Genomic DNA, 17,770 nt, shown 5'->3' on the forward strand with positions numbered 1-17,770 from the left:
AGCTGGTTGACGAACTCGGCCACGGTGCGAAGCGTCTGCTCGCGCTGCTCGGACTGGCGGGCCACCTGGGCCTCGGACTCCTGGCGCCGCTCGGCCATGACGTTGAAGGCCCGGGCGAGCTTGCCCGTCTCGTCCTCGTTGTGGACCTCGATGCGGTGGGCGAGATTGCCGCGCGCGAAGTGCTCCACGCCGGCCATCAGCCGCCCCAGGGGGCCGGTGATGCCCCGGGTGATGAGGAAGCTGCCCACGCTGACGATGAGGATCCCCAGCACGGTGCCCATGCTCAGGAACAGGATGCTGCGCTGGGCATTGCGCTGCGCATTGTCGGCCGCCTGCATCCAGCGCTCATCCCCCACCACCAGCATCTCGTCGATGTTCTGGCGGATCTCCTGCATGAGCAGCTTGCCCTTGTCCGTGAGGACGGCCGCCAATGCGGGATCGAAGCCCCGCTCCCGGCGCAGGCGGATGGTGTCCGCCAGCTCGGCCAGCTTCTCGCGGACCTGCTGCTCCAGCCGGGCCAACCGCACGCCCTGCTCGGGCTCGTTCTGAAAGGCCCGCTTGAGCTGCACCAGGCCGGTCTCGATGTTCGGCAGGGCGCGCACGTACGGGTCCAGGTAGCGCTCCTGCCCGGTGAGCAGAAACCCGCGCTGGGCCGTCTCCGCGTCCAGGAGCATGGTGCGCACCTCGCGCAGGTAGCGGGCCTGTTCGCGGCTCGTCACGACGTCATTCGCCGTCCGCAAGAGCTGCTCGGCGCCCTGGAACGCCACAAGGGCCACGGCCAGCAGCACCAAGAGGCACAAACCGAACCCTGCCGCGATCTTCTTCCCGATGGTCATGTCATCCTGTCCCGAAGGGGGGATGGCCCCCCCCTTACGCCCTTGCCGGGAGAGTGACCATGGAAACAAGAGCGAAGGACCTGCAATCCGTCCTGGACTGGATGGCGCTTCAGGATTTGACGGCCGAGTACGGCCAGACCATCGACGCGGGCCATGACACGGGGGACTGGAGCCGTTGGATCAACGTCTTCACGCCCCAGGTGACGGCCGACTACACGCGCTTCCGGCCCGGAGAGCAGCCCTTCACCGTCGCCCGGGAGCAGCTCGTGGAGTTCGCCAAGCAGTCCCTGCGGGGCTTCACCCGGGTCCAGCACGCCACCGCCACGAGCGTGCGCATCCAGTTCAAGGGCCCCACGCAGGCCGAGGTGATGGCCTACGCGGAGGTGGCCCACTACTTCCTGCTGGGCGGCGTCCAGCAGGAGTGGACCATCATCGCCCGCTACACCCACCAGGTGGAGAAGACCGCCGAGGGGTGGCGCATCCGCGCGGTGCTGCTGGACCCCGTCCACTACCGGGGCAACCTGGTGGGCTTGGATCTCGTCCAGGGAAGGCGGCTCGTGTGAGCCGCCCCGCCTGAGGGCTTACCGGGGCTCGTCCGCCACGGGCCCCACCACGCCTGGCACCACCCACTGCATCTGGTTCAGCTCGGCAATGGACATCCGCTTGCCCGCGGGCACCCGCTCCTTGCCCTGGCGGTCCACCAGCGGGCCCTGGAAGGGCTCAAACGCCGGCGTGGCCGAGGACATGTCCTTGAGCAGCGCCATGACCCGGTCATGCACGGACACGGGCTTGCCCTCCACCGTCATCTGGGCCTGCTTCAGCGCGTCCACCCACTTGGGGTTGATGGGCATGCCGGGCTGCGCGCCCAGCTCCACCGCGCCCTCGCGCAGCAGCCACCAGTAGTCCACGTCCTGGAGCTTGCCCGGGGCGTAGCTGCCGTCACGCACCTTCTTCAGGAAGTCGATGTAGATCTTCTCCCAGTGCACGAGCTGCCCGGACACCACGAAGTCCGGCGAGAACCGGTGCATGGGCGAGTAGTGCGCGAAGACGGGCACCTTCTTGCGGCCCGCCACCTGCGCCACCGTGGCGGTGTCCTCGGTGAAGGCCAGCACGTCATTGCCCTCGGCCATGAGCGCCTCGGCCGCCTCGCGCGCCTTGCCAGGGTGGACCCAGGCGTTGAGCCACTTGAGGTTCACCGTGGCCTTCGGGTTGACGGCGCGCACGCCCAGCGCGAAGGCGGAGATGTGGCGCTTGAGCTCGGGAATGGGAAAGGCGGCCACGTAGCCCACCTTGCCCGTCTTCGTGAGCGCCCCGGCCATCAGCCCGTTGAGGTAGTAGACCTGATAGAAGTCCGCCATGTACGTGGCCAGGTTCGGCGCGCGCTTGAAGCCCGTGGCGTGAGCGAACACCACGTCCGGGTACTTCTTCGCCGCCTCCAGCGTCTGGTCCATGAAGCCGAAGCTGGTGGCGAAGACGGCCTTGCAGCCGCCCTTCACCAGCCGGTCGATCACCGGCAGCGCCTGCCCCTCGGGCACGGCCTCCACGTGCTGCGTCTCCAGCCAGGGCAGCTCCTTCAGGGTCAGCTTGCGCGCCTCGTCGTGCGCGTGGCTCCAGCCGATGTCGCCGACGGGCCCCACATAAATGAAGCACGCCTTGAACTTCTTCTCCTCGGCCTGTGCCGCGCTGGCCACGCCCAGCACCCACAGCGCCAGCCACCACCCACGTCCGGTCATCGTCCCCGCTCCTCGTTCATCTCGCACCGCGTTGGTAAGAAGTGCCCAGCGCCGCCGGGGCCGCCCCGCGCGAGCGGCGCATCCCCGCCAGGGCCAGCACGGCCACCACCAGCACATAGGGCATGGCCGCGAACAGCTCCGTGGGCACCCCGTCCTGCGACTGGAGCCGGAACTGCAAGTAGTACAGCAGCCCGAAGAACACGGCGCCCAGCACGGCGCGCAGGGGATGCCAGCCCGTGAAGATGACGAGCGCCACGGCGATCCACCCCATCCCGCCCGTCATGCCATCGGACCACGAGGGCTGGTAGGCCAGCGACAGGAAGGCCCCGGCCACCCCCGCCAGCGCCCCACCGAAGGCCACTGCCCCGTAGCGCACCGCCCCCACGGGGATGCCCAGCGCGTCCGCCGCCGCCGGGTTCTCCCCCACCGAGCGCAGCACCAGCCCCGGCCGGGTGAAGAAGAGGAACCCCCAGAGCCCTACCGCCAGCCCACCCGCCGCCAGGGTGAAGGGCAGCTCGGGGGCGGCGTCGAGCAGGAAGCCGCCCTCGTAGGGCTTGCCCAGCAGCCCCGACACGCCCAGCCCCAACATGGACAGCGCCAGCCCGGACACATAGGTGTTGGCCCGCAGCGTGAGGGTGACGAAGCCGTGCAGCAGGGCCGCCAGCATGCCCACCAGGGCCGCGAGCCCCACCGCCAGCCCCCAGGAGCCCGCATCCGAGGCCAGGCCGAAGGCGGCCAGCGCCCCCACCGCCATCATGCCCTCCACGCCCAGGTTCACCACGCCGGCCCGCTCGTTGACGATGCCGCCCAGGGTCGCCAGCAGCAGCGGCGTGCCGAACGAGAGCGCCCGGAGCAACGCCTGAAGCACCTCCTCGGTCATGCCACCCACCTCACGCGGTAGCGCGACAGCGCCTCGCCGGCAATTAGACACAGCAGCATGAGCCCACTGAAGACGTCGATGACCCGGAAGGGCATGTTGAGGCTGATCTTCAGCAGATCGCCCCCGGCCAGGATGAGCCCCATGAGCGGCGCGGTGAGCAGCACCCACGCCGGGTGTCCCCGGGCCAGCCACGCCACGATGATGGCGGTGAAGCCGTAGCCGGTGGAGAGCTGCCCGGGCTCCAGCAGGCGGTGGTGGATGCCCGCCACCTCGCCGGCCCCCGCGAGCCCCGCGGCGCCGCCCGACAGCAGCCCGGTGAGCAGCACCACCCGGGACAGGGGCATGCCCGCGTAGCGCGCGGCCCGGGGGCTCTCGCCCACCACCCGCAGCGCGTAGCCCAGCGGGGTGCGGGTGAGCAGCACTTGCAGCGCCAGCGCCAACCCCGCCCCCACCAGCAGCGTGGGCCAGTGCACCAGCGTCCCGTCCAGCAGGGGGAGGCGCGCGGCCTCGGCGAACGCGTCCGTATAGGTGTAGCCCTGGACGTTCTCCCCGCGCCAAGGGCCGCTGACCAGATAGATGACGAGGGAGGCCGCCACCGGGTTCAGCATCAGCGTGGTGAGAATCTCGTTCACATTCAGGCGCGAGCGCAGCCACGCGGCCGGCAACGCCCACAGCCCTCCGGCCACCGCCCCCGCGAGGAACATGAGGGGCAGGCTCCAGACGCCCGGGGGCAGAAAGAGGGCCACCGCGCCGCTGGCCACCGCGCCCAGCAGCAACTGCCCCTCCGCGCCGATGTTGAAGAAGCGCACCCGGAAGGCCAGCGTGAGGCCGCTGCCGATGAGCAGCAGCGGCAAGGTGCGGCGCAGCACCTCGGCCAGGCCCTGCGCGTCGCCCAGCGTCCCCTCCAGCAGCGTGCCGTAGGCCTCCCCGGGCCCCACGCCGTAGGCGGCGAAGACCGCGCCGGCCAGGGCGAACGCGAGCGCCAGCACCGCCCCGTACACCCCGAGCAGCTTGAGCCGCCGCGGGTGGGGATCCTCCTCGAAGCGAATCACGCCGCGTCCTCCCCTGCCCCGGTCATCATCCGCCCGAGCCGCTCCAGGCTCACCTCGCCCACGGGGTAAGGCCCCCGCAGCTCTCCCTGGTAGAGCGCGGCCACCCGGTGCGAGAGCGCCATCAGCTCGTCCAGGTCCTCCGTCACCAGCACCACCGACAGCCCCTCCTGGGCCCGCTGGATGAGGAGCCGGTGCACGTGCTCGGTGGCCCCCACGTCCACCCCATAGGTGGGGTGCACGGCGATCAGCAGCTGCGGCGCGCCAGCCAGCTCCCGGGCCAGCACCACGCGCTGGATGTTGCCCCCGGACAGCAGCCGGAGCGGCGTGCGCGGTTGGGGCGGGGAGACCTGATAGGCCCGGAGGGGCTCGACGGCCTCCCGCTCCAGCCTCGCGGGCACCAGCCAGGGCCCCTCGCGCAGGGCCGTGTCATAGGTGCGCAGGGCCAGGTTCTCCGCCACGCTCAGGGAGGGGACGGTGCCCGCCGCCCGCTCCTCGGGAACGTGGGCCACGCCCAGCGAGAAGAGCCGCGCCGGAGACAGCCCCGCCAGCGATTGGCCATTCAGGGTGAGCTGCCCCTGGAAGGGCCGCAGCCCCGTGAGCGCCTCCACCAGCTCGCGCTGGCCGCTGCCGGCCACCCCGGCGATGCCGACAATCTCCCCCGGCGCCACGTGGAAGGACGCGCGCTTCACGGCGGGCAAGCCCCGGCCGGAGCGCACCTCCAGCCCCTTCACCTCCAGCCGCACCCCGGGCTGGGGCGGGGCGAGCGCGGGACGCGGGGCCACCTCGCGCCCCAGCATCAGCCGCACCAGCCCGGCCTGGGTGGCCTCGCGCGCGGCCAGCGCGCCCACCTTCTTCCCGCCCCGCAGCACGGTGATGCGGTCCGCGTGGGCGAGCACCTCGTCCAGCTTGTGGCTGATGAAGAGGATGGCCAGCCCCTGGGCCTTGAGCTGGGCAAGCTGCGCGAAGAGCGGCGCCACCTCCTGGGGGGTGAGCACGCTGGTGGGCTCGTCCAGGATGAGCACCCGGGAGCCCCGGAGCAGGGCCCGGAGAATCTCCAGCCGCTGCTTCTCCCCGGCGGAGAGCCGGTCCACCCGGGCCTCCAGATCCACCTGGAGCGGATGGCCCGCCAGCCGCTCGCGAAGCCTCGCCAGCAGTCGGCGCCGGGACAGAAAGAAGCCCCCGGGCAGCCCGAGCACCAGGTTCTCCGCCACGGTGTGGCGCTCCACGAGCAGCGGGTGCTGGGGCACCAGGGCAATGCCCCGCCGCAGCGCCTGGGCCGGGGAGCCGATGCGCACCGGCCGTCCCTCCCAGAAGAGCTGCCCCGCATCGGGCGGGTGCACGCCGTAGAGGATGTTCATCAGCGTGGTCTTCCCCGCCCCGTTCTCGCCGAGCAGGGCGTGGACCTCACCGGCATGGAAGTCCACGCTCACGCCGTCATTGGCGACGGTCCCGGGGAAACGCTTGGTGATGTCCGCGAGCCGAAGGAGCGGAGAGGAGGTCTCCATGCGGCGGGCGAGCTTGCCACAAGGGGGATGCGCTCGCACTGCACCGCGTCATGATCGCGGCGCCTTCCTTGCGGCGGCGCGGCCCGGAGTCTGAATTGATATCCCCGGTTTCCTGGAAACGGTAGCCTGGGGCTTCAACGGGCAGCTTCAGTGGGAAGGATTCCGCGGCATGTGGCGGCGTATCAAGTACGGCATGGGCAGGACGTGGATGAAGGTCTTTGGGTGGCAGTTCGAGGGGGAGCTGCCCAAGACGAAGAAATTCGTCCTCATCGCCGCGCCACACACCTCGAACTGGGATCTGCCCTTCATGCTGGCGTCGGCCTACATCCTGGGGATCAACATCTCCTGGATGGGCAAGCACACGCTGTTCGAGGGCCCCTTCGGCTGGTTCATGCGGGGGCTCGGCGGCATCCCCGTGGACCGGCGCTCCCCGCAGGGGCTGGTGCAGCAGGTGGTGGACCGCTTCAATCAGTCCGAGTCGCTCTACCTGGCGGTGCCCCCCAACGGCACGCGCAAGAAGGTGGAGTACTGGAAGTCGGGCTTCTACCACATCGCCCGCAGCGCCGAGGTGCCCATCCTCCTGTCCTATCTGGACTGGGGACAGAAGCGGGCGGGCCTCGGCCCGTTGATTACCCCCACGGGGGACATCCGCGCCGACATGGAGCGCATCCGCGGCTTCTACCGGGAGATGCGCGGCAAGTACCCGGAGCTGGACTGCGTGCCCCGCCTGAAGGAGGAAGGGCCCGCCGCGGAAGTCGCCTGAGGCCGCCCCTTACCGGAGCGCGGGGTAGTCGATGTAGCCCTTCTCCTCGCCCGCGAAGAAGGTCGCCCGGTCCGGCGCGTTGAGCACGCTGCCCTGCTGGTAGCGCTGCGGCAGGTCGGGATTCGCCAGGAACGGCACGCCATAGGCGACCAGATCCGCCTCGCCCCGGGCCACCACCTCCTGCCCGGTGCGCGAGTCATAGCCCCCGTTGGCGATGAGGGCGCCCTGGAACTTCTGCCGCAGCAGGGGCGTGAGGCGCACCGTGCCCTCGGAGGGGAGCAGGCCGCCGATGGGCTCCGTGACGTGGAGATACCCGAGGCGCAGCCGGGCCAGCTGCTCCGTGAAGTAGGTGAAGGTCTCGGCCGGCTGCCGGTCCGACATGGAGTACATGGAGAAGTACGGGGAGATCCTGTAGCCCACCCGCTGGGCGCCCCACACGCTGGCCACGGCCTCGGCGACCTCCAGGGGCAGGCGCGCGCGCTTCTCGATGCTGCCCCCGTAGGCGTCGGTGCGATGGTTGGACCCATCGCGCAGGAATTGATCCAGCAGGTAGCCGTTGGCGCCGTGGATCTCCACCCCGTCGAACCCCGCCACCTTCGCGTTCGCGGCGCCGAGCCGGAACTGCTCGACGATGCCGGGAATCTCGCTCAGCTCCAGCGCCCGGGGCGTCACCATCGGGGTCCGCCCGCGCAGGGTGAACACCTCGCCCTCGGCGGCGATGGCCGAGGGGGCGACCGGAAGCGCGCCGTCATGGAAATCGGGGTGCGACATGCGGCCCACGTGCCAGAGCTGCGCGAAAATCGTTCCGCCTGCGGCGTGAACCGCCTCGACGATCCGCTTCCAGCCCGCCACCTGCTCCGCGGAGTGGATGCCCGGCGTGCGGATGTAGCCCACGCCCTGCGGGCTCACCTGCGTGGCCTCGGTGATGATGAGCCCCGCGGAGGCCCGCTGGACGTAATAGGTGGAGGCCAGGGGGTTGGGAACGTTGCCCTCGAGCGCCCGGCTGCGCGTCATGGGGGCCATCACCAGCCGGTTCTTCAGTTCGAGGCTGCCCAGACGGAAAGGAGAGAAAAGGCTCGGCGTGTCTTGCATGGTCGTGTCCTCGGAAAGGGTTCCGGCTCAACCGGTGTGGACGTAAAATGTCCAAGCGGCTATGGACGTTCCATGCCAATGGGTCCAAAAGAATTGACCGGGCGTCCAGAAACGGCGGACGGACACGCAACCGACGTCCTGGCGGACGTGCTGGACGCGATGCGCCTGTCGACCCTCATTTATGGGCGCCTGGAGCTGTATGCGCCCTGGGGCCTCCAGTTTCCAGACACCGAGGCGGCGCAGATCGTCGTCGCCGTGCGAGGCAGTGCCCTCCTGAGCGTCGAAGGTGCCAGCACGCCCCTGACGCTCTCGGCGGGAGACCTGGCCCTGCTGCCCCATGGGGGGGGCTATTCCGTCCGGGATGCCGAGGGGAGCCCGGTGCATTCCCTGGAGACAGGAAGCTGCCACCGGGCGCGGGCCCTGGGCACCCCCATCCGGATGGGCGGGGACGGGCCCCAGACCACCCTCGTCACCGGGGCCTTCCAGTTCGGCGTCACGCCCCGCTCGCTGCTGTTCGAGAAGCTGCCCCAGGTCATCCACGTGGTTGCGGGCTCGCCCCAGGCATCGCCTTCACTGGCCTCCGCCCTGCAATTGCTCATCGCGGAGAGCACCTCGACCCGGCCCGGCGCCACGGTCGTCATGAGCCGCCTGGCGGACATCCTGCTGGTGCAAGCCATCCGCACCTATATCGAAGAGGGCGGGTGCCAGAAGCACGGGCTGTGCGCGCTGGCGGATCCGCCCATCGCCAAGGCCCTGGCGCTCATCCACGAGCGGCCCGCCGAGCCCTGGACGGTCGAGAGCCTCGCGGCGGCGGTGGCGCTCTCCCGCTCCGGCTTCGCCGCCCGCTTCAGTGCCCAGGTCGGAGATCCGCCGCTGGAGTACCTCGCCCGGTGGCGGATGACGAAGGCGGCCCAGCTCCTCCGGGAGAGCACGCTGTCGCTGAGCGAGGTCGCCGGGCACACCGGCTACCAGAGCGAGGCCTCGTTCAACCGGGCCTTCAAGCGCTGGGAAGGCATCGCACCGGGAGCGTACCGGCGGGAACGCCGCGCCGGGCCCGCTCTCGCCGCCTCTGCCGGGGAGTAACGCCGGAAAGAGTTCCTCATGTCACAGAGCAACGCTGCCGAGATCTCGATGTGCCATGCGTGCGGCGTGGCACATGCCCCGAAGAGCTATTACCACCGCGGATCGGCGAGTGCGTCGGAGAAGCCGCAGAGGGCGCCAGCAAATTACGCGTCCATGGGTCCGAATCGCGTCGACCAGACACACGCGTACGGCAGCCGCTGGGTGAGCGCGGGCGAGCCTACTCAGTCGCCCTGCGCACGCGACGGCTGCGGCAACGTTGAAGGCAACGTCAAAATCTTCATGGACGAGTGCGCAGGATTGGACGGTGTCAACGAATGCAGCGAGCTCAAGTGCGCCCAATGTGGATGGTTTACGCTGTACAGCTGGAGGGATGAGTTCTAAGCCTTACTCAACAACAACACCTTTTTTCTACAATTAGTATCTTCATTCGAGACGTGGATCGGCGAGTGGAAGCGTCTAGGCGGGAGAGAGGCCATGTGGAGGGTGAGGGCTGGAGCGGAGGAGCCGAGGAGGGCCACTGACGGGGGCCGCCCGAGCAGTGCGCCAAGCGGGTGGAGAAGCCGCGCAGCCCCTTGGAGTACACGCCGACCCTGGCCGCCCTCCCATGAGGTGCGCTGCAGGGGCTTGGCTCTCTTGGCCCTGGCGGCTTGATCCTCAACACCCCGCGGCCTGAGGCGGCTCGCACGCCGGGGCCAGCCTCGCGCCTGCCGTGGGCAGACCCAGGTGCTCCAGAATCGCTCGCACTCCTCCCGCCTCGTTCACGTACGCCAGCACGCGCCGTCTGCCTCCACACCTCACGCAGGCGAACACGTCGAAGTCGAACGTCCTGCTGAGCAACTCGGCCCAGTCTCCTCGCGGCGCCTTCTCCTTCATCGGCTCCTTGCTGGCCACTGCCTGGGGCGCCACGCTCGTCTCCTCCGCTCCCGCGTTTCTGCCCCCCCCAGAGAGCCCCCCGCCAGGCAGGAGGGGGAAGAAGCAACCGTCGTTCACCTGCCGGGATACTCAAGGAAACAGGACATTGACAGGAGCAGGAATGATCGCAGCAGTTCCATCTCCAATCTGCCCATATCGATTCCCTCCCCAGGCCCAAACCGAGCGATCGGCGCGCAGCGCCAATGCATGGGTGTTGCCTGCGGCCAAGACGGTGACGTCCGTCAGCCCGGACACCTGCACCGGTGTGGTCTTCTGAATGTCCGTCCCGTCCCCCAGTTGGCCGGCACTGTTGGAACCCCAGGCCCAGACGGCTCTATCGCTGCGCAGCGCCACAGAATAGAAAGCACCCGCGTTCAAGGCTGTGACGTTCTTCAATTCAGGCACCTGCGTCGGCGTTGACCGGGAGGTGGTGGTGCCATCCCCCAGTTGTCCAAAATTATTGCCCCCCCAGGTCCATACCGTCCCATCGTTGCGCAGCGCCAACGAGTGTCCATTGCCTGAGGCCAGAGCGGTGACCCCCGTCAACCCAGGCACCTGAACTGGTGTCAACTGGATACCCGAAGCTCCACTCCCGAGTTGGCCGACACTGTTGGAACCCCACGCCCAAAGGGTGCCATCGTTGCGCAGCGCCAATGAATGATACACGCCCGCGGCCACAGCGGTCACGCCCGTCAGCCCAGGCACCTGCACCGGCGTTGCTCGCGCGGTGTAAGTCCCATCCCCCAGTTGGCCGAAATCGTTGTTCCCCCAAACCCACACAGTGCCATCGTCGCGCAGCGCCAATGAGTGACCATTGCCCGCAGCCACGGCGGTGATACCCGTCAGCCCAGGCACCTGCGCTGCCGTCGCCCGCTCGGTGGCCGTCCCATCCCCCAGCTGGCCGTAAAGGTTGGAGCCCCAAGTCCACACGGTCCCATTGTTGCGCAAAGCCAATGAGTGCGAATCACCTGCCGCCAAGGCACTGATGTTCGCCAGCCCAGTTGTCTGAACGGGGATAGCACGGGTGGAGGTGGTCCCAATCCCGATCTGACCGCAGCTGTTGTCACCCCAAGCCCAAATCCCCCCATCGCTGCTCACGGCCACAGAGTGGCCATCGCCTGTTGCCAAGGCCGTGATCGCCGCCAGCCCGGACACCTGCACCGGCTTTGTCCGCGCGGGAGTCGTCCCCTCCCCGAGTTGGCCAGAGCTGTTGCTGCCCCACGCCCACACGGTTCCATCGCTCTTGAGCACCAAAGCGTGGAGATCGCCCGCCACCAGAGCAGTGATCCCCGTCAGCCCAGACACTTGCACCGGCGTTGTCCGCGTCGAGGGCATCCCATCCCCCAACTGGCTGGACAGATTGTAGCCCCAAGCCCATACAGTCCCATCGCTCTTCACCGCCAACGAGTGGGCTCCGCCCTGCCCCAGACCGCCGGTCCCTTCCCCCGCTGCCAGTGCGATGACGCTTGTCAACCCAGGCACCTGCACCGGCGTTGGCCGGGCAGTGGTCGTCCCATCCCCGAGCTGGCCAGAATTGTTGTTGCCCCAAGCCCACACAGTCCCATCGTCTCTCAGCGCCAAGGAGTGGGAAACACCCGCCGCCAGGGCTGTGACGCCCGTCAATCCAAGCACCTGTACGGGCGTTACACGTTCGATGGTCGTCCCATCCCCCAGCTGGCCGTCACTGTTGTCCCCCCAAGCCCACACAGTCCCATCACTTCTCAGCGCGAGCGAGTGGGCACTGATGGCACCCGTCGTGCCATTTCCCCCTGCAGCCAGCGCCGTGACGCTCGTCAACCCCAGCACCTGCACCGGCGTTGGCCGCTGAGCCCTCGTCCCATCCCCCAGTTGGCCATAGCCGTTGTCACCCCAGGCCCACACGGTCCCATCGCTTCTCAGCACCAACGCATGGGCCTCGCTTGCCGCCAGCGCCATGACGCTCGTCAACCCGGGCACCTGCACCGGCGTTGCCCGATCGGTGGTCGTCCCATCGCCCAGTTGACCCGAACCGTTGAAGCCCCAAGCCCACACGGTCCCATCGCCTCGCAGCGACAACGTATGGACACCTGCCGCACTGACTGCCGGGGTAGGGCACGCATTGGCGATGAGCGTGAAGGTCTTGGAGACGGAAACGTTGACACTGTTGGTCACCGTGACCGTGACTGTGGCCACCGTCTCCGCGGGCACACAGGACGGGGACGTCCAGACCACCTCGCTGGTGTTACTCGTGCTGGTGGGAACGCCCACCGTTCCGACGTTCGCCGTCCACGAGAAGGTCAGCTGGGGTGTTTCTTCATCCTGGGCCGTCACGCTCAGGGTGACCGGACCCTGGACCTGCACGCCCAGAGCCGATTGAGCACTCTGGGTGATGACCGGCGCTGTCGTGTCCACTCCACAGCGTCTGGGATTGCGCTGGCAGAAAGATGCACCTTCCTGGTCGAAGTCCGCACAGCCCCACACACTGACCAGCAGCACCGTGGCCAGCACACCGTGGAACCTCCAGGTCTTCCTAGGCTTTATCACGGCCACCTCCCCTGAATGACCGCGGAGGTCCCATCCGTGCCCACGCTCAGCGCGACGGGCTTGTCGGGCGCACCCCACACGTACATCCCGGCGGCCGCTGCCAGGCCCGCGGCGCCAACGCTCAGCAAGCTCACGCCCACCGTCTGCCACGTGCGCCCCCGGGAGATGCTCTGCTGCACGTCCTCCATCGTCGCCAGCTTGGGGTCGTCGTTGCGCAGTTGATTCAACTGGCCTCGGGAGACTCCCCAGGCAACACCCCCGGCGACCGCGAGCGCCCCTCCCGCAATCGCTGGGACCAGGGAGTATCTCCGCAGGTCTCCCCTCGAGGACGCACGCTCCGAGACCGCTGCTGCCGGGAGGGCCGAGGTCTGCACACCAGGGGAAACGGCTTCCGCTTTCAGGCGCTCGGCCTCGCGCTGTGCAAACAGGGCCGCCTTCTCCTGCTTCACCTGCTGCCTCACGGACTCGAAGAGACTGTTCACCTTGGGCGCCACCTGCACGGGCAGCTTCGCCTCCGGCTTCAGCAAGAGCGCTGACTTGAAGGCCGCCTTGCCCTGCTCCTGCTGACCCAGCTCGCACTGGAGGACCCCCTCGTAGAGCGTGAGGATGACTTCTTCTTCCGTCCCATGCGGCACTTGCCGGGCGCGCTGGATCTGACTGAGCGCGCGCTCGTATTCGAGGTCATCGAACAGGCGTTGAATCGAGAGGAGGTGGGTCTGTACTTCCGCGGATCCCTCCGCACGCACGACAGTTGGAATGACCCAGAGCAGCACCAGAATCAGCGCTGGGTACGGAGCAGGAATGGCCGGACGAAGTGTCTTCACGCGACAACGCCTCCTTGGCACCCCCTCTTCCCCCGTCAGGGTGTGCGGCAGCACTGCTCGTAGCACTCCGCCCTTCAGGCAGAGAACCCCGTTCGCTGAATCTTCAGACGGGCGGGGCGCCTCCTAGCAGAGATTCCCCGGAAGGCTTTGATTCCAGGCCGCCTCTTGGGCGGACCTGCGCCTGGCGTGGTCCTGTTCCGGGAGCAGGGATATACCTCAGCAGGAGCGCACGCCCCGCTGACCCGCTTCACCCGGAGCACTTCCATGTCAATCTCCCGCACGGTGGGAGCATGCCCGTGAGTCTTCGACGTCGCCGTCTCGCGGCGCTGGGCCTGCTGAGTGCGGGGGCGCTCGTCACGCTCGGAGCCGTCCTGCTCCCTTACCGTCCCGTGATCGTGAGCGGGGCCCAGCCTCCTCCCGGTCCCTATGCGATGCCCGCGGCGGTGGCCGGTCTTCGGCTCCACGTCTTCAACACGGGAATGAACCGCATGTCGGCGCTCCTGGTCGGTGAGCACCGCCCATGGCGGCCGGCTCCTGCCTTCGTGATCGAGCATCCGCGAGAGGGGCTCATTGTGTTCGACTGCGGGCTCTCCATGGCCGTCGCCCGAGAGGGTGAGTCCGCTCTGCCGTTGCCGATGCGCTGGCTCTTCGAGAGCCGCGGACGCGAGGGAAGGACGCTCGATGCACAGATGCGAGAGGCCGGACTGGAGCCAGCCCGCGCCCGATGGGTCATCCTCTCGCACCTGCACGACGATCACCTGGGCACCGCCGCGTCCTTCGAGGGCGCGACCTTCATCGGTGGGCAGGGGACGGCCGGCAAGGTGCTGGGCCTGTCGGCGCCGCGTTGGCGCGAAGTGGACTTCCACGACGCGCGCGCCCTCTCGCCTTTCGATGCCTCGCTCGACGTGTTCGGAGATGGCAGCGTCGTGCTGCTGCGTGGCGGTGGCCATGCGCGGGAGGACGTCATGGCGCTCCTCGCCCTGCCGGGAGGGCCGGTGCTCCTCACGGGCGATGCCGTTGTTCACCGGGAATGGCTGCATTCTGACAACGTGGAGCGTGTCGCGGTGGACCCCCAGCGTGCGGCGGACGTGCGCAATCAAGTGCGTGCACTGCTCGCGGCTCGGCCTGACGTCACCCTGTTCCCTGGGCACGAGCTACCGGGCGCGCCCGGCTCCCGCGGGGACGTCACCCTTCACCATCCCGAGTGGTTTCAAGCAGAGGCCTGGCCGCTCTCCCACTGAGGCGAACCGGGTTCTCCCGCACGCCAGGGGTGTGCGTTCATGGCTCGCTCCCCCCGCCAGAGAGGCGCGCATGAGGCCCCTGAGCATCGCTGCTGCTGCCCTTGCCGTGTCGACGTCAGCCCTTGCCGCCGAGCCGGCCCCGATCGAGGTGATGGTGCTCAGCACCTACCATTTCGACAATCCACGCAGGCGAACACGTCGAAGCGGCACAGCCGCTCCAGCTCCTGCCTGTCGTTGGCATGGAGGTGCGTATTGGCATGCAGGGAGAAGCCTTCCAGCAAGGCGCACCGGGGCTGCTTTCGGGGAGGGGGCCGGACGTCCACCTCCGGCAAGCGCAGCCGTTGCAGCAGGGAGTGCGCCTGGTACGCCTGCAGCGCATCCTCGGGACCTTGCGCGGGCAGGGCCCCTCTTTTCTCCAGCAGGCGCAGCACCCGATGACGCACCACCCTCAGCAACTGCTCCACCTCACCTTGCGTGGGCGGCGGCAACGGCTCGAAGCGCATGCCACCCTCCCGCGGCACGAAGACGCCATCCGGCACCAGCGAGTGGAAGTGCGGCGTTACCTGCAAGGCAGAGCCGAAGAACGGGATGAACGACACGGCCCCGGCCAGCCCACCCCGCAGGCCCGCTCCACGTACCGGGGCAGGCCGCGCCCTCCCTCGCTGGCTTCCGCCAGCAATGTGGCCAGGTTCTCCCTCACCGCCTCGTACAGCACCTTCCCCTCCGGCTGCCTTCTCCGGTACGCCCACCCGTGCGTTCCCTCCTGCCCCTCCCCAGCCACACCTCGCCAGGGCACACGCTACCGTCCGCCTCCCACGGGCCCCGTGGAGTCCCTGCCTGCTTGAGGGGATCGGGGCCGATGAGAGCAAGCTACAACAGACCCGCGCTGGAAGCGGCGGGTTCGAAAGCCGCCGCTTCCATGGGGCGTGGTGAGCCGTGGTTCGGCTACCGCTGGGACACCCTGTTGTCGGTGCCCGTGGCGCTCACCTTGGGCTTCTTCCGTCCGCCAGCGGCCTTCTTCCAGGTCACGGTATTGCCTGTGCCCGTGACGTCGATCTGCTCCACGGCATCCAGCGTGACCTTGTTCGAGCTGCCCGTCACATCGACGCGCTTGCACGCTCCCGTGAACGTCAGCTCGTTCGAGGAGCCGCCGATCGACACCTCGGTCGTGCCATTGCAGGCGAGTGTTTCCTTGCGGCCCGCGCCAGTGATGTCGATCTCCGAGTTGGAGTCGTCATTGGAGTCTTCTTTGTCGTCGTCGTCCTGCTTCGTCTCGACCGTGGTGCGGGTGCCTTCACTCTCGACCTTCACGTTGCCGCCCCGAATGTCCACCTTGCTGCCAACCGAGTTGACCTTGACGTTCCCGTCCTTGCCGATCTGGACGGTGTCTTGCGCGCCTGCCGCCATCGCGAAGCAGACGGTGAACGCTACGGCCGCGGAACGAATGCTCTTCGACATGCTGGGAGCCCCCTGTAGATGGTGACGGTATGACGGGGCGCTTGTACCTCGGGCTCACCGTTGGAGACGCAAAACGCGAAAAGCCCCAGCTATTTCGGGGATTTACCTACCATCGCCCGTGACCCACCAGCCCATGGGCAGGCGGCCGGGAAGGCGTCAGTCCGCGGTATACACGCGGGGCTGTTGACCGCCCCCCAGGTAGACGGCGTCGATCGGCCCGGATGCCGGAGTTCCGGTCGCCATCCTCGTCCAACCACCATTCATGACGGCGGTCTGGTACAGGTTCCCGGCTTCAGCCGTGAACACCTGCGGCCACCCTCCGCCCATGTTCAGGGCACTCAAGGCCGCACCGGGCGCAATCGCAATCCCCGTCGACATCAGCACCCACTCCGTGCTCGTGGCCCAGATTTGATGGAGCTGCCCGTTCAGCACGGTCATCACCTGGGGTGCGCTGCCCCCCATGTACACCGCCTCGAACGCGTCGCCGACCGGCCGTCCAGTGGACGCGATGTGCCAGCCGCCGCCGTCGGCCCACACCTGGTACAGCGTTCCACCCTGATTGATCATCGCCTGGATCGAGTTGTCCGCCATCACGACAGCGGAGACCTTGCCCGTCGTGTGGATGCCGGTCCAACCCTTCTGCCAGCCGTTCGAGCCGCCCCAGACGTGCATGAGTTTGCCATCCTCCACCGCGAGAATCTGCGGCGACGCTTGCCCGACATGCACGGCGGACATGCTCGTGGCGTTCAATGCGAGCCCGGAGTTGAGGGTGATCCACCGTCCACCGTTCACGAACGAGTGCACGAGGTAGCCGCCGGAACTGCTGAGGATGTCACCCCATCCCGTCCCCATGTTCACGGCCGTGAAGACCCTCGACGAGATCTGCTGCCCCGTGGACATCTTCTTCCACGAAGTGCCGTGTACGGCCGTCTCGTGGATCGTCTTGGGCGTGTTGGACTGGAGCCCGGGAAAGTCCATGGGGATCGGATAACCCCGCGTCACCGTCTGGCCGCACGCGTACCCCTGGTTCGCGATGTTCGCCCCGTTCCGCTTGAGCTCGAAATGCAGGTGCGCTCCGAAGGAGTTTCCGGTGTTGCCAATGAGGCCGATGGTCTGGCCCTTCGTCACGGTCTGGCTCAATGCGACGGCCGGCGCTTGCTGCATGTGCGCGTAGAGCGTCGTATAGCCGGACGCGTGTGAGAGGACGACATGGTTCCCATAGCCTGTCGTGCCAAAGTTGACGACGCGAGTGGTGACGACCCCGTCGTACGCGGCCACGATGGGCGTGCCCGCGGAGCCCGCGATGTCGATCCCCATGTGCGTCGGCCTGGGGTCAGAGGGGCAGCCGCCGACGACATACGAGACCCTCCCCGAAGCCGGCTGGATCATCGCCGCATCGTCGGCTTGGGCCGGCAACGCGCCGGCGAGCGTTGTTGCGATAATCCCGAGCACTGCCAGGTTCACCATGAAGCGCCTACGTATCGCCAAGTGCATACGAGCTCCCATTTCATCCGATGCGAGGAACTCTCCGCTCGACGTTCTGAGACGCCTCGTGAGAGCGGAGTCACAACTGCTCCTCGGGACACTATCGGGAGCCTGCGCGCAAAAAAATGTTTAATGTGCCAGACCCGTTTTTCCGGCCATGCCCCATGAGTCCGCTGCGAGGGAAGCCGTGTGTATCCGCAGCACGAACCCCATGTTCCGCAGAAGAGGGAGAGCAGGGCAAGCTGAGGGGGTGAACGCAACCCGCTCAGCGAGACGACGACTGCTCTTTGGCCGAAGGCCGGAGAGGCTCGGGGACAGTGCGGTGGCCCACCTCGGCGTCGAGTTCGGCGGCCACCCAGCGGGCGCGAGTGGCAGCCCTCTCG

Annotated in this window: 16 protein-coding genes; 4 read left to right on the plus strand and 12 right to left on the minus strand. The window is 68.2% G+C overall.

The window, feature by feature from the left end; all coding sequences use genetic code 11:
• A partial coding sequence (locus tag KY661_RS10845) for a CHASE3 domain-containing protein (protein ID WP_225410132.1) occupies window positions 1–836 on the minus strand: 836 nt, incomplete at its 3' end.
• A 59-nt stretch (window positions 837–895) separates the two neighbouring features.
• Between KY661_RS10845 and KY661_RS10850 the strand changes: the two genes are divergently transcribed.
• A complete protein-coding gene (locus KY661_RS10850; protein WP_225410133.1) occupies window positions 896–1,399 on the plus strand; it encodes a nuclear transport factor 2 family protein in 504 nt (167 codons plus the stop codon).
• 18 nt (window positions 1,400–1,417) lie between these two features.
• On the opposite strand, the gene KY661_RS10855 is transcribed toward KY661_RS10850, so the two are convergent.
• From KY661_RS10855 to KY661_RS10870, 4 genes are read right to left on the minus strand one after another with little or no spacing between them, the layout of a single operon-like run.
• Window positions 1,418–2,569, minus strand: a complete 1,152-nt coding sequence (locus KY661_RS10855; RefSeq protein ID WP_225410134.1) for a BMP family ABC transporter substrate-binding protein — start codon at window positions 2,567–2,569, stop codon at window positions 1,418–1,420.
• Window positions 2,570–2,585: 16 nt separating this feature from the next.
• Window positions 2,586–3,449 carry an ABC transporter permease gene (locus tag KY661_RS10860; RefSeq protein WP_225410135.1) on the minus strand — a complete coding sequence of 288 codons (864 nt, stop codon included), beginning with the start codon at window positions 3,447–3,449 and terminating at the stop codon, window positions 2,586–2,588.
• Window positions 3,446–4,501 carry an ABC transporter permease gene (locus KY661_RS10865; protein ID WP_225410136.1) on the minus strand — a complete coding sequence of 352 codons (1,056 nt, stop codon included), beginning with the start codon at window positions 4,499–4,501 and terminating at the stop codon, window positions 3,446–3,448. Before KY661_RS10865 ends, KY661_RS10860 begins: the two co-directional genes overlap by 4 nt.
• Complete coding sequence (locus KY661_RS10870; RefSeq protein WP_225410137.1) at window positions 4,498–6,006, minus strand: ABC transporter ATP-binding protein; 1,509 nt, start codon at window positions 6,004–6,006, stop codon at window positions 4,498–4,500. Before KY661_RS10870 ends, KY661_RS10865 begins: the two co-directional genes overlap by 4 nt.
• A 169-nt stretch (window positions 6,007–6,175) precedes the next feature.
• Between KY661_RS10870 and KY661_RS10875 the strand changes: the two genes are divergently transcribed.
• Window positions 6,176–6,769 carry a lysophospholipid acyltransferase family protein gene (locus tag KY661_RS10875; RefSeq protein WP_225410138.1) on the plus strand — a complete coding sequence of 198 codons (594 nt, stop codon included), beginning with the start codon at window positions 6,176–6,178 and terminating at the stop codon, window positions 6,767–6,769.
• Between the two features lie 9 nt (window positions 6,770–6,778).
• Here the strand turns inward: KY661_RS10875 and KY661_RS10880 are convergent, their stop codons facing one another.
• Window positions 6,779–7,861, minus strand: coding sequence for an alkene reductase (locus KY661_RS10880; protein WP_225410139.1), 1,083 nt, complete (start codon window positions 7,859–7,861; stop codon window positions 6,779–6,781).
• 78 nt (window positions 7,862–7,939) lie between these two features.
• Between KY661_RS10880 and KY661_RS10885 the strand changes: the two genes are divergently transcribed.
• On the plus strand, window positions 7,940–8,944 hold the full coding sequence (locus KY661_RS10885; RefSeq protein ID WP_225410433.1) for an AraC family transcriptional regulator: 1,005 nt from the start codon (window positions 7,940–7,942) through the stop codon (window positions 8,942–8,944).
• A gap of 654 nt (window positions 8,945–9,598) precedes the next feature.
• Here the strand turns inward: KY661_RS10885 and KY661_RS10890 are convergent.
• The 3 genes from KY661_RS10890 to KY661_RS10900 form a co-directional block, all read right to left on the minus strand.
• Entirely contained in the window at window positions 9,599–9,850 is a 252-nt protein-coding gene (locus KY661_RS10890) for an ATP-dependent helicase HrpA (RefSeq protein ID WP_225410140.1), read from the minus strand.
• A 96-nt stretch (window positions 9,851–9,946) separates the two neighbouring features.
• Window positions 9,947–12,343, minus strand: a complete 2,397-nt coding sequence (locus KY661_RS10895; RefSeq protein WP_225410141.1) for an RCC1 domain-containing protein — start codon at window positions 12,341–12,343, stop codon at window positions 9,947–9,949.
• 32 nt (window positions 12,344–12,375) lie between these two features.
• Complete coding sequence (locus tag KY661_RS10900) at window positions 12,376–13,203, minus strand: hypothetical protein (protein ID WP_225410142.1); 828 nt, start codon at window positions 13,201–13,203, stop codon at window positions 12,376–12,378.
• A 296-nt stretch (window positions 13,204–13,499) separates the two neighbouring features.
• Between KY661_RS10900 and KY661_RS10905 the strand changes: the two genes are divergently transcribed.
• Window positions 13,500–14,444: an MBL fold metallo-hydrolase gene (locus KY661_RS10905; RefSeq protein ID WP_225410143.1), complete on the plus strand. Its 945-nt coding sequence runs from the start codon at window positions 13,500–13,502 to the stop codon at window positions 14,442–14,444.
• A gap of 158 nt (window positions 14,445–14,602) precedes the next feature.
• Here the strand turns inward: KY661_RS10905 and KY661_RS10910 are convergent, their stop codons facing one another.
• The 3 genes from KY661_RS10910 to KY661_RS10920 all read right to left on the minus strand — a co-directional run bounded on the left by KY661_RS10910 (window position 14,603) and on the right by KY661_RS10920 (window position 17,369).
• Entirely contained in the window at window positions 14,603–15,043 is a 441-nt protein-coding gene (locus KY661_RS10910) for a transposase (protein ID WP_317987248.1), read from the minus strand.
• A 346-nt stretch (window positions 15,044–15,389) separates the two neighbouring features.
• Window positions 15,390–15,902 carry a DUF3060 domain-containing protein gene (locus KY661_RS10915; RefSeq protein WP_225410145.1) on the minus strand — a complete coding sequence of 171 codons (513 nt, stop codon included), beginning with the start codon at window positions 15,900–15,902 and terminating at the stop codon, window positions 15,390–15,392.
• Window positions 15,903–16,058: 156 nt separating this feature from the next.
• Complete coding sequence (locus KY661_RS10920) at window positions 16,059–17,369, minus strand: M23 family metallopeptidase (RefSeq protein ID WP_225410146.1); 1,311 nt, start codon at window positions 17,367–17,369, stop codon at window positions 16,059–16,061.
• Between the last annotated feature and the right edge of the window lie 401 nt (window positions 17,370–17,770).

This window comes from Allostigmatella hybrida, assembly GCF_020103775.1.
Lineage (GTDB): Bacteria > Myxococcota > Myxococcia > Myxococcales > Myxococcaceae > Hyalangium > Hyalangium aurantiaca.

Bases quoted from the DNA above. Each gene is read 5' to 3' on its own strand.
- KY661_RS10860 (WP_225410135.1), bottom strand. From the start codon at position 3,449: ATGACCGAGGAGGTGCTTCAGGCGTTGCTCCGGGCGCTCTCGTTCGGC.
- KY661_RS10880 (WP_225410139.1), bottom strand. From the start codon at position 7,861: ATGCAAGACACGCCGAGCCTTTTCTCTCCTTTCCGTCTGGGCAGCCTC.
- KY661_RS10855 (WP_225410134.1), bottom strand. From the start codon at position 2,569: ATGACCGGACGTGGGTGGTGGCTGGCGCTGTGGGTGCTGGGCGTGGCC.
- KY661_RS10915 (WP_225410145.1), bottom strand. From the start codon at position 15,902: ATGTCGAAGAGCATTCGTTCCGCGGCCGTAGCGTTCACCGTCTGCTTC.
- KY661_RS10920 (WP_225410146.1), bottom strand. From the start codon at position 17,369: ATGGTGAACCTGGCAGTGCTCGGGATTATCGCAACAACGCTCGCCGGC.
- KY661_RS10875 (WP_225410138.1), top strand. From the start codon at position 6,176: ATGTGGCGGCGTATCAAGTACGGCATGGGCAGGACGTGGATGAAGGTC.
- KY661_RS10850 (WP_225410133.1), top strand. From the start codon at position 896: ATGGAAACAAGAGCGAAGGACCTGCAATCCGTCCTGGACTGGATGGCG.
- KY661_RS10870 (WP_225410137.1), bottom strand. From the start codon at position 6,006: ATGGAGACCTCCTCTCCGCTCCTTCGGCTCGCGGACATCACCAAGCGT.
- KY661_RS10885 (WP_225410433.1), top strand. From the start codon at position 7,940: ATGGGTCCAAAAGAATTGACCGGGCGTCCAGAAACGGCGGACGGACAC.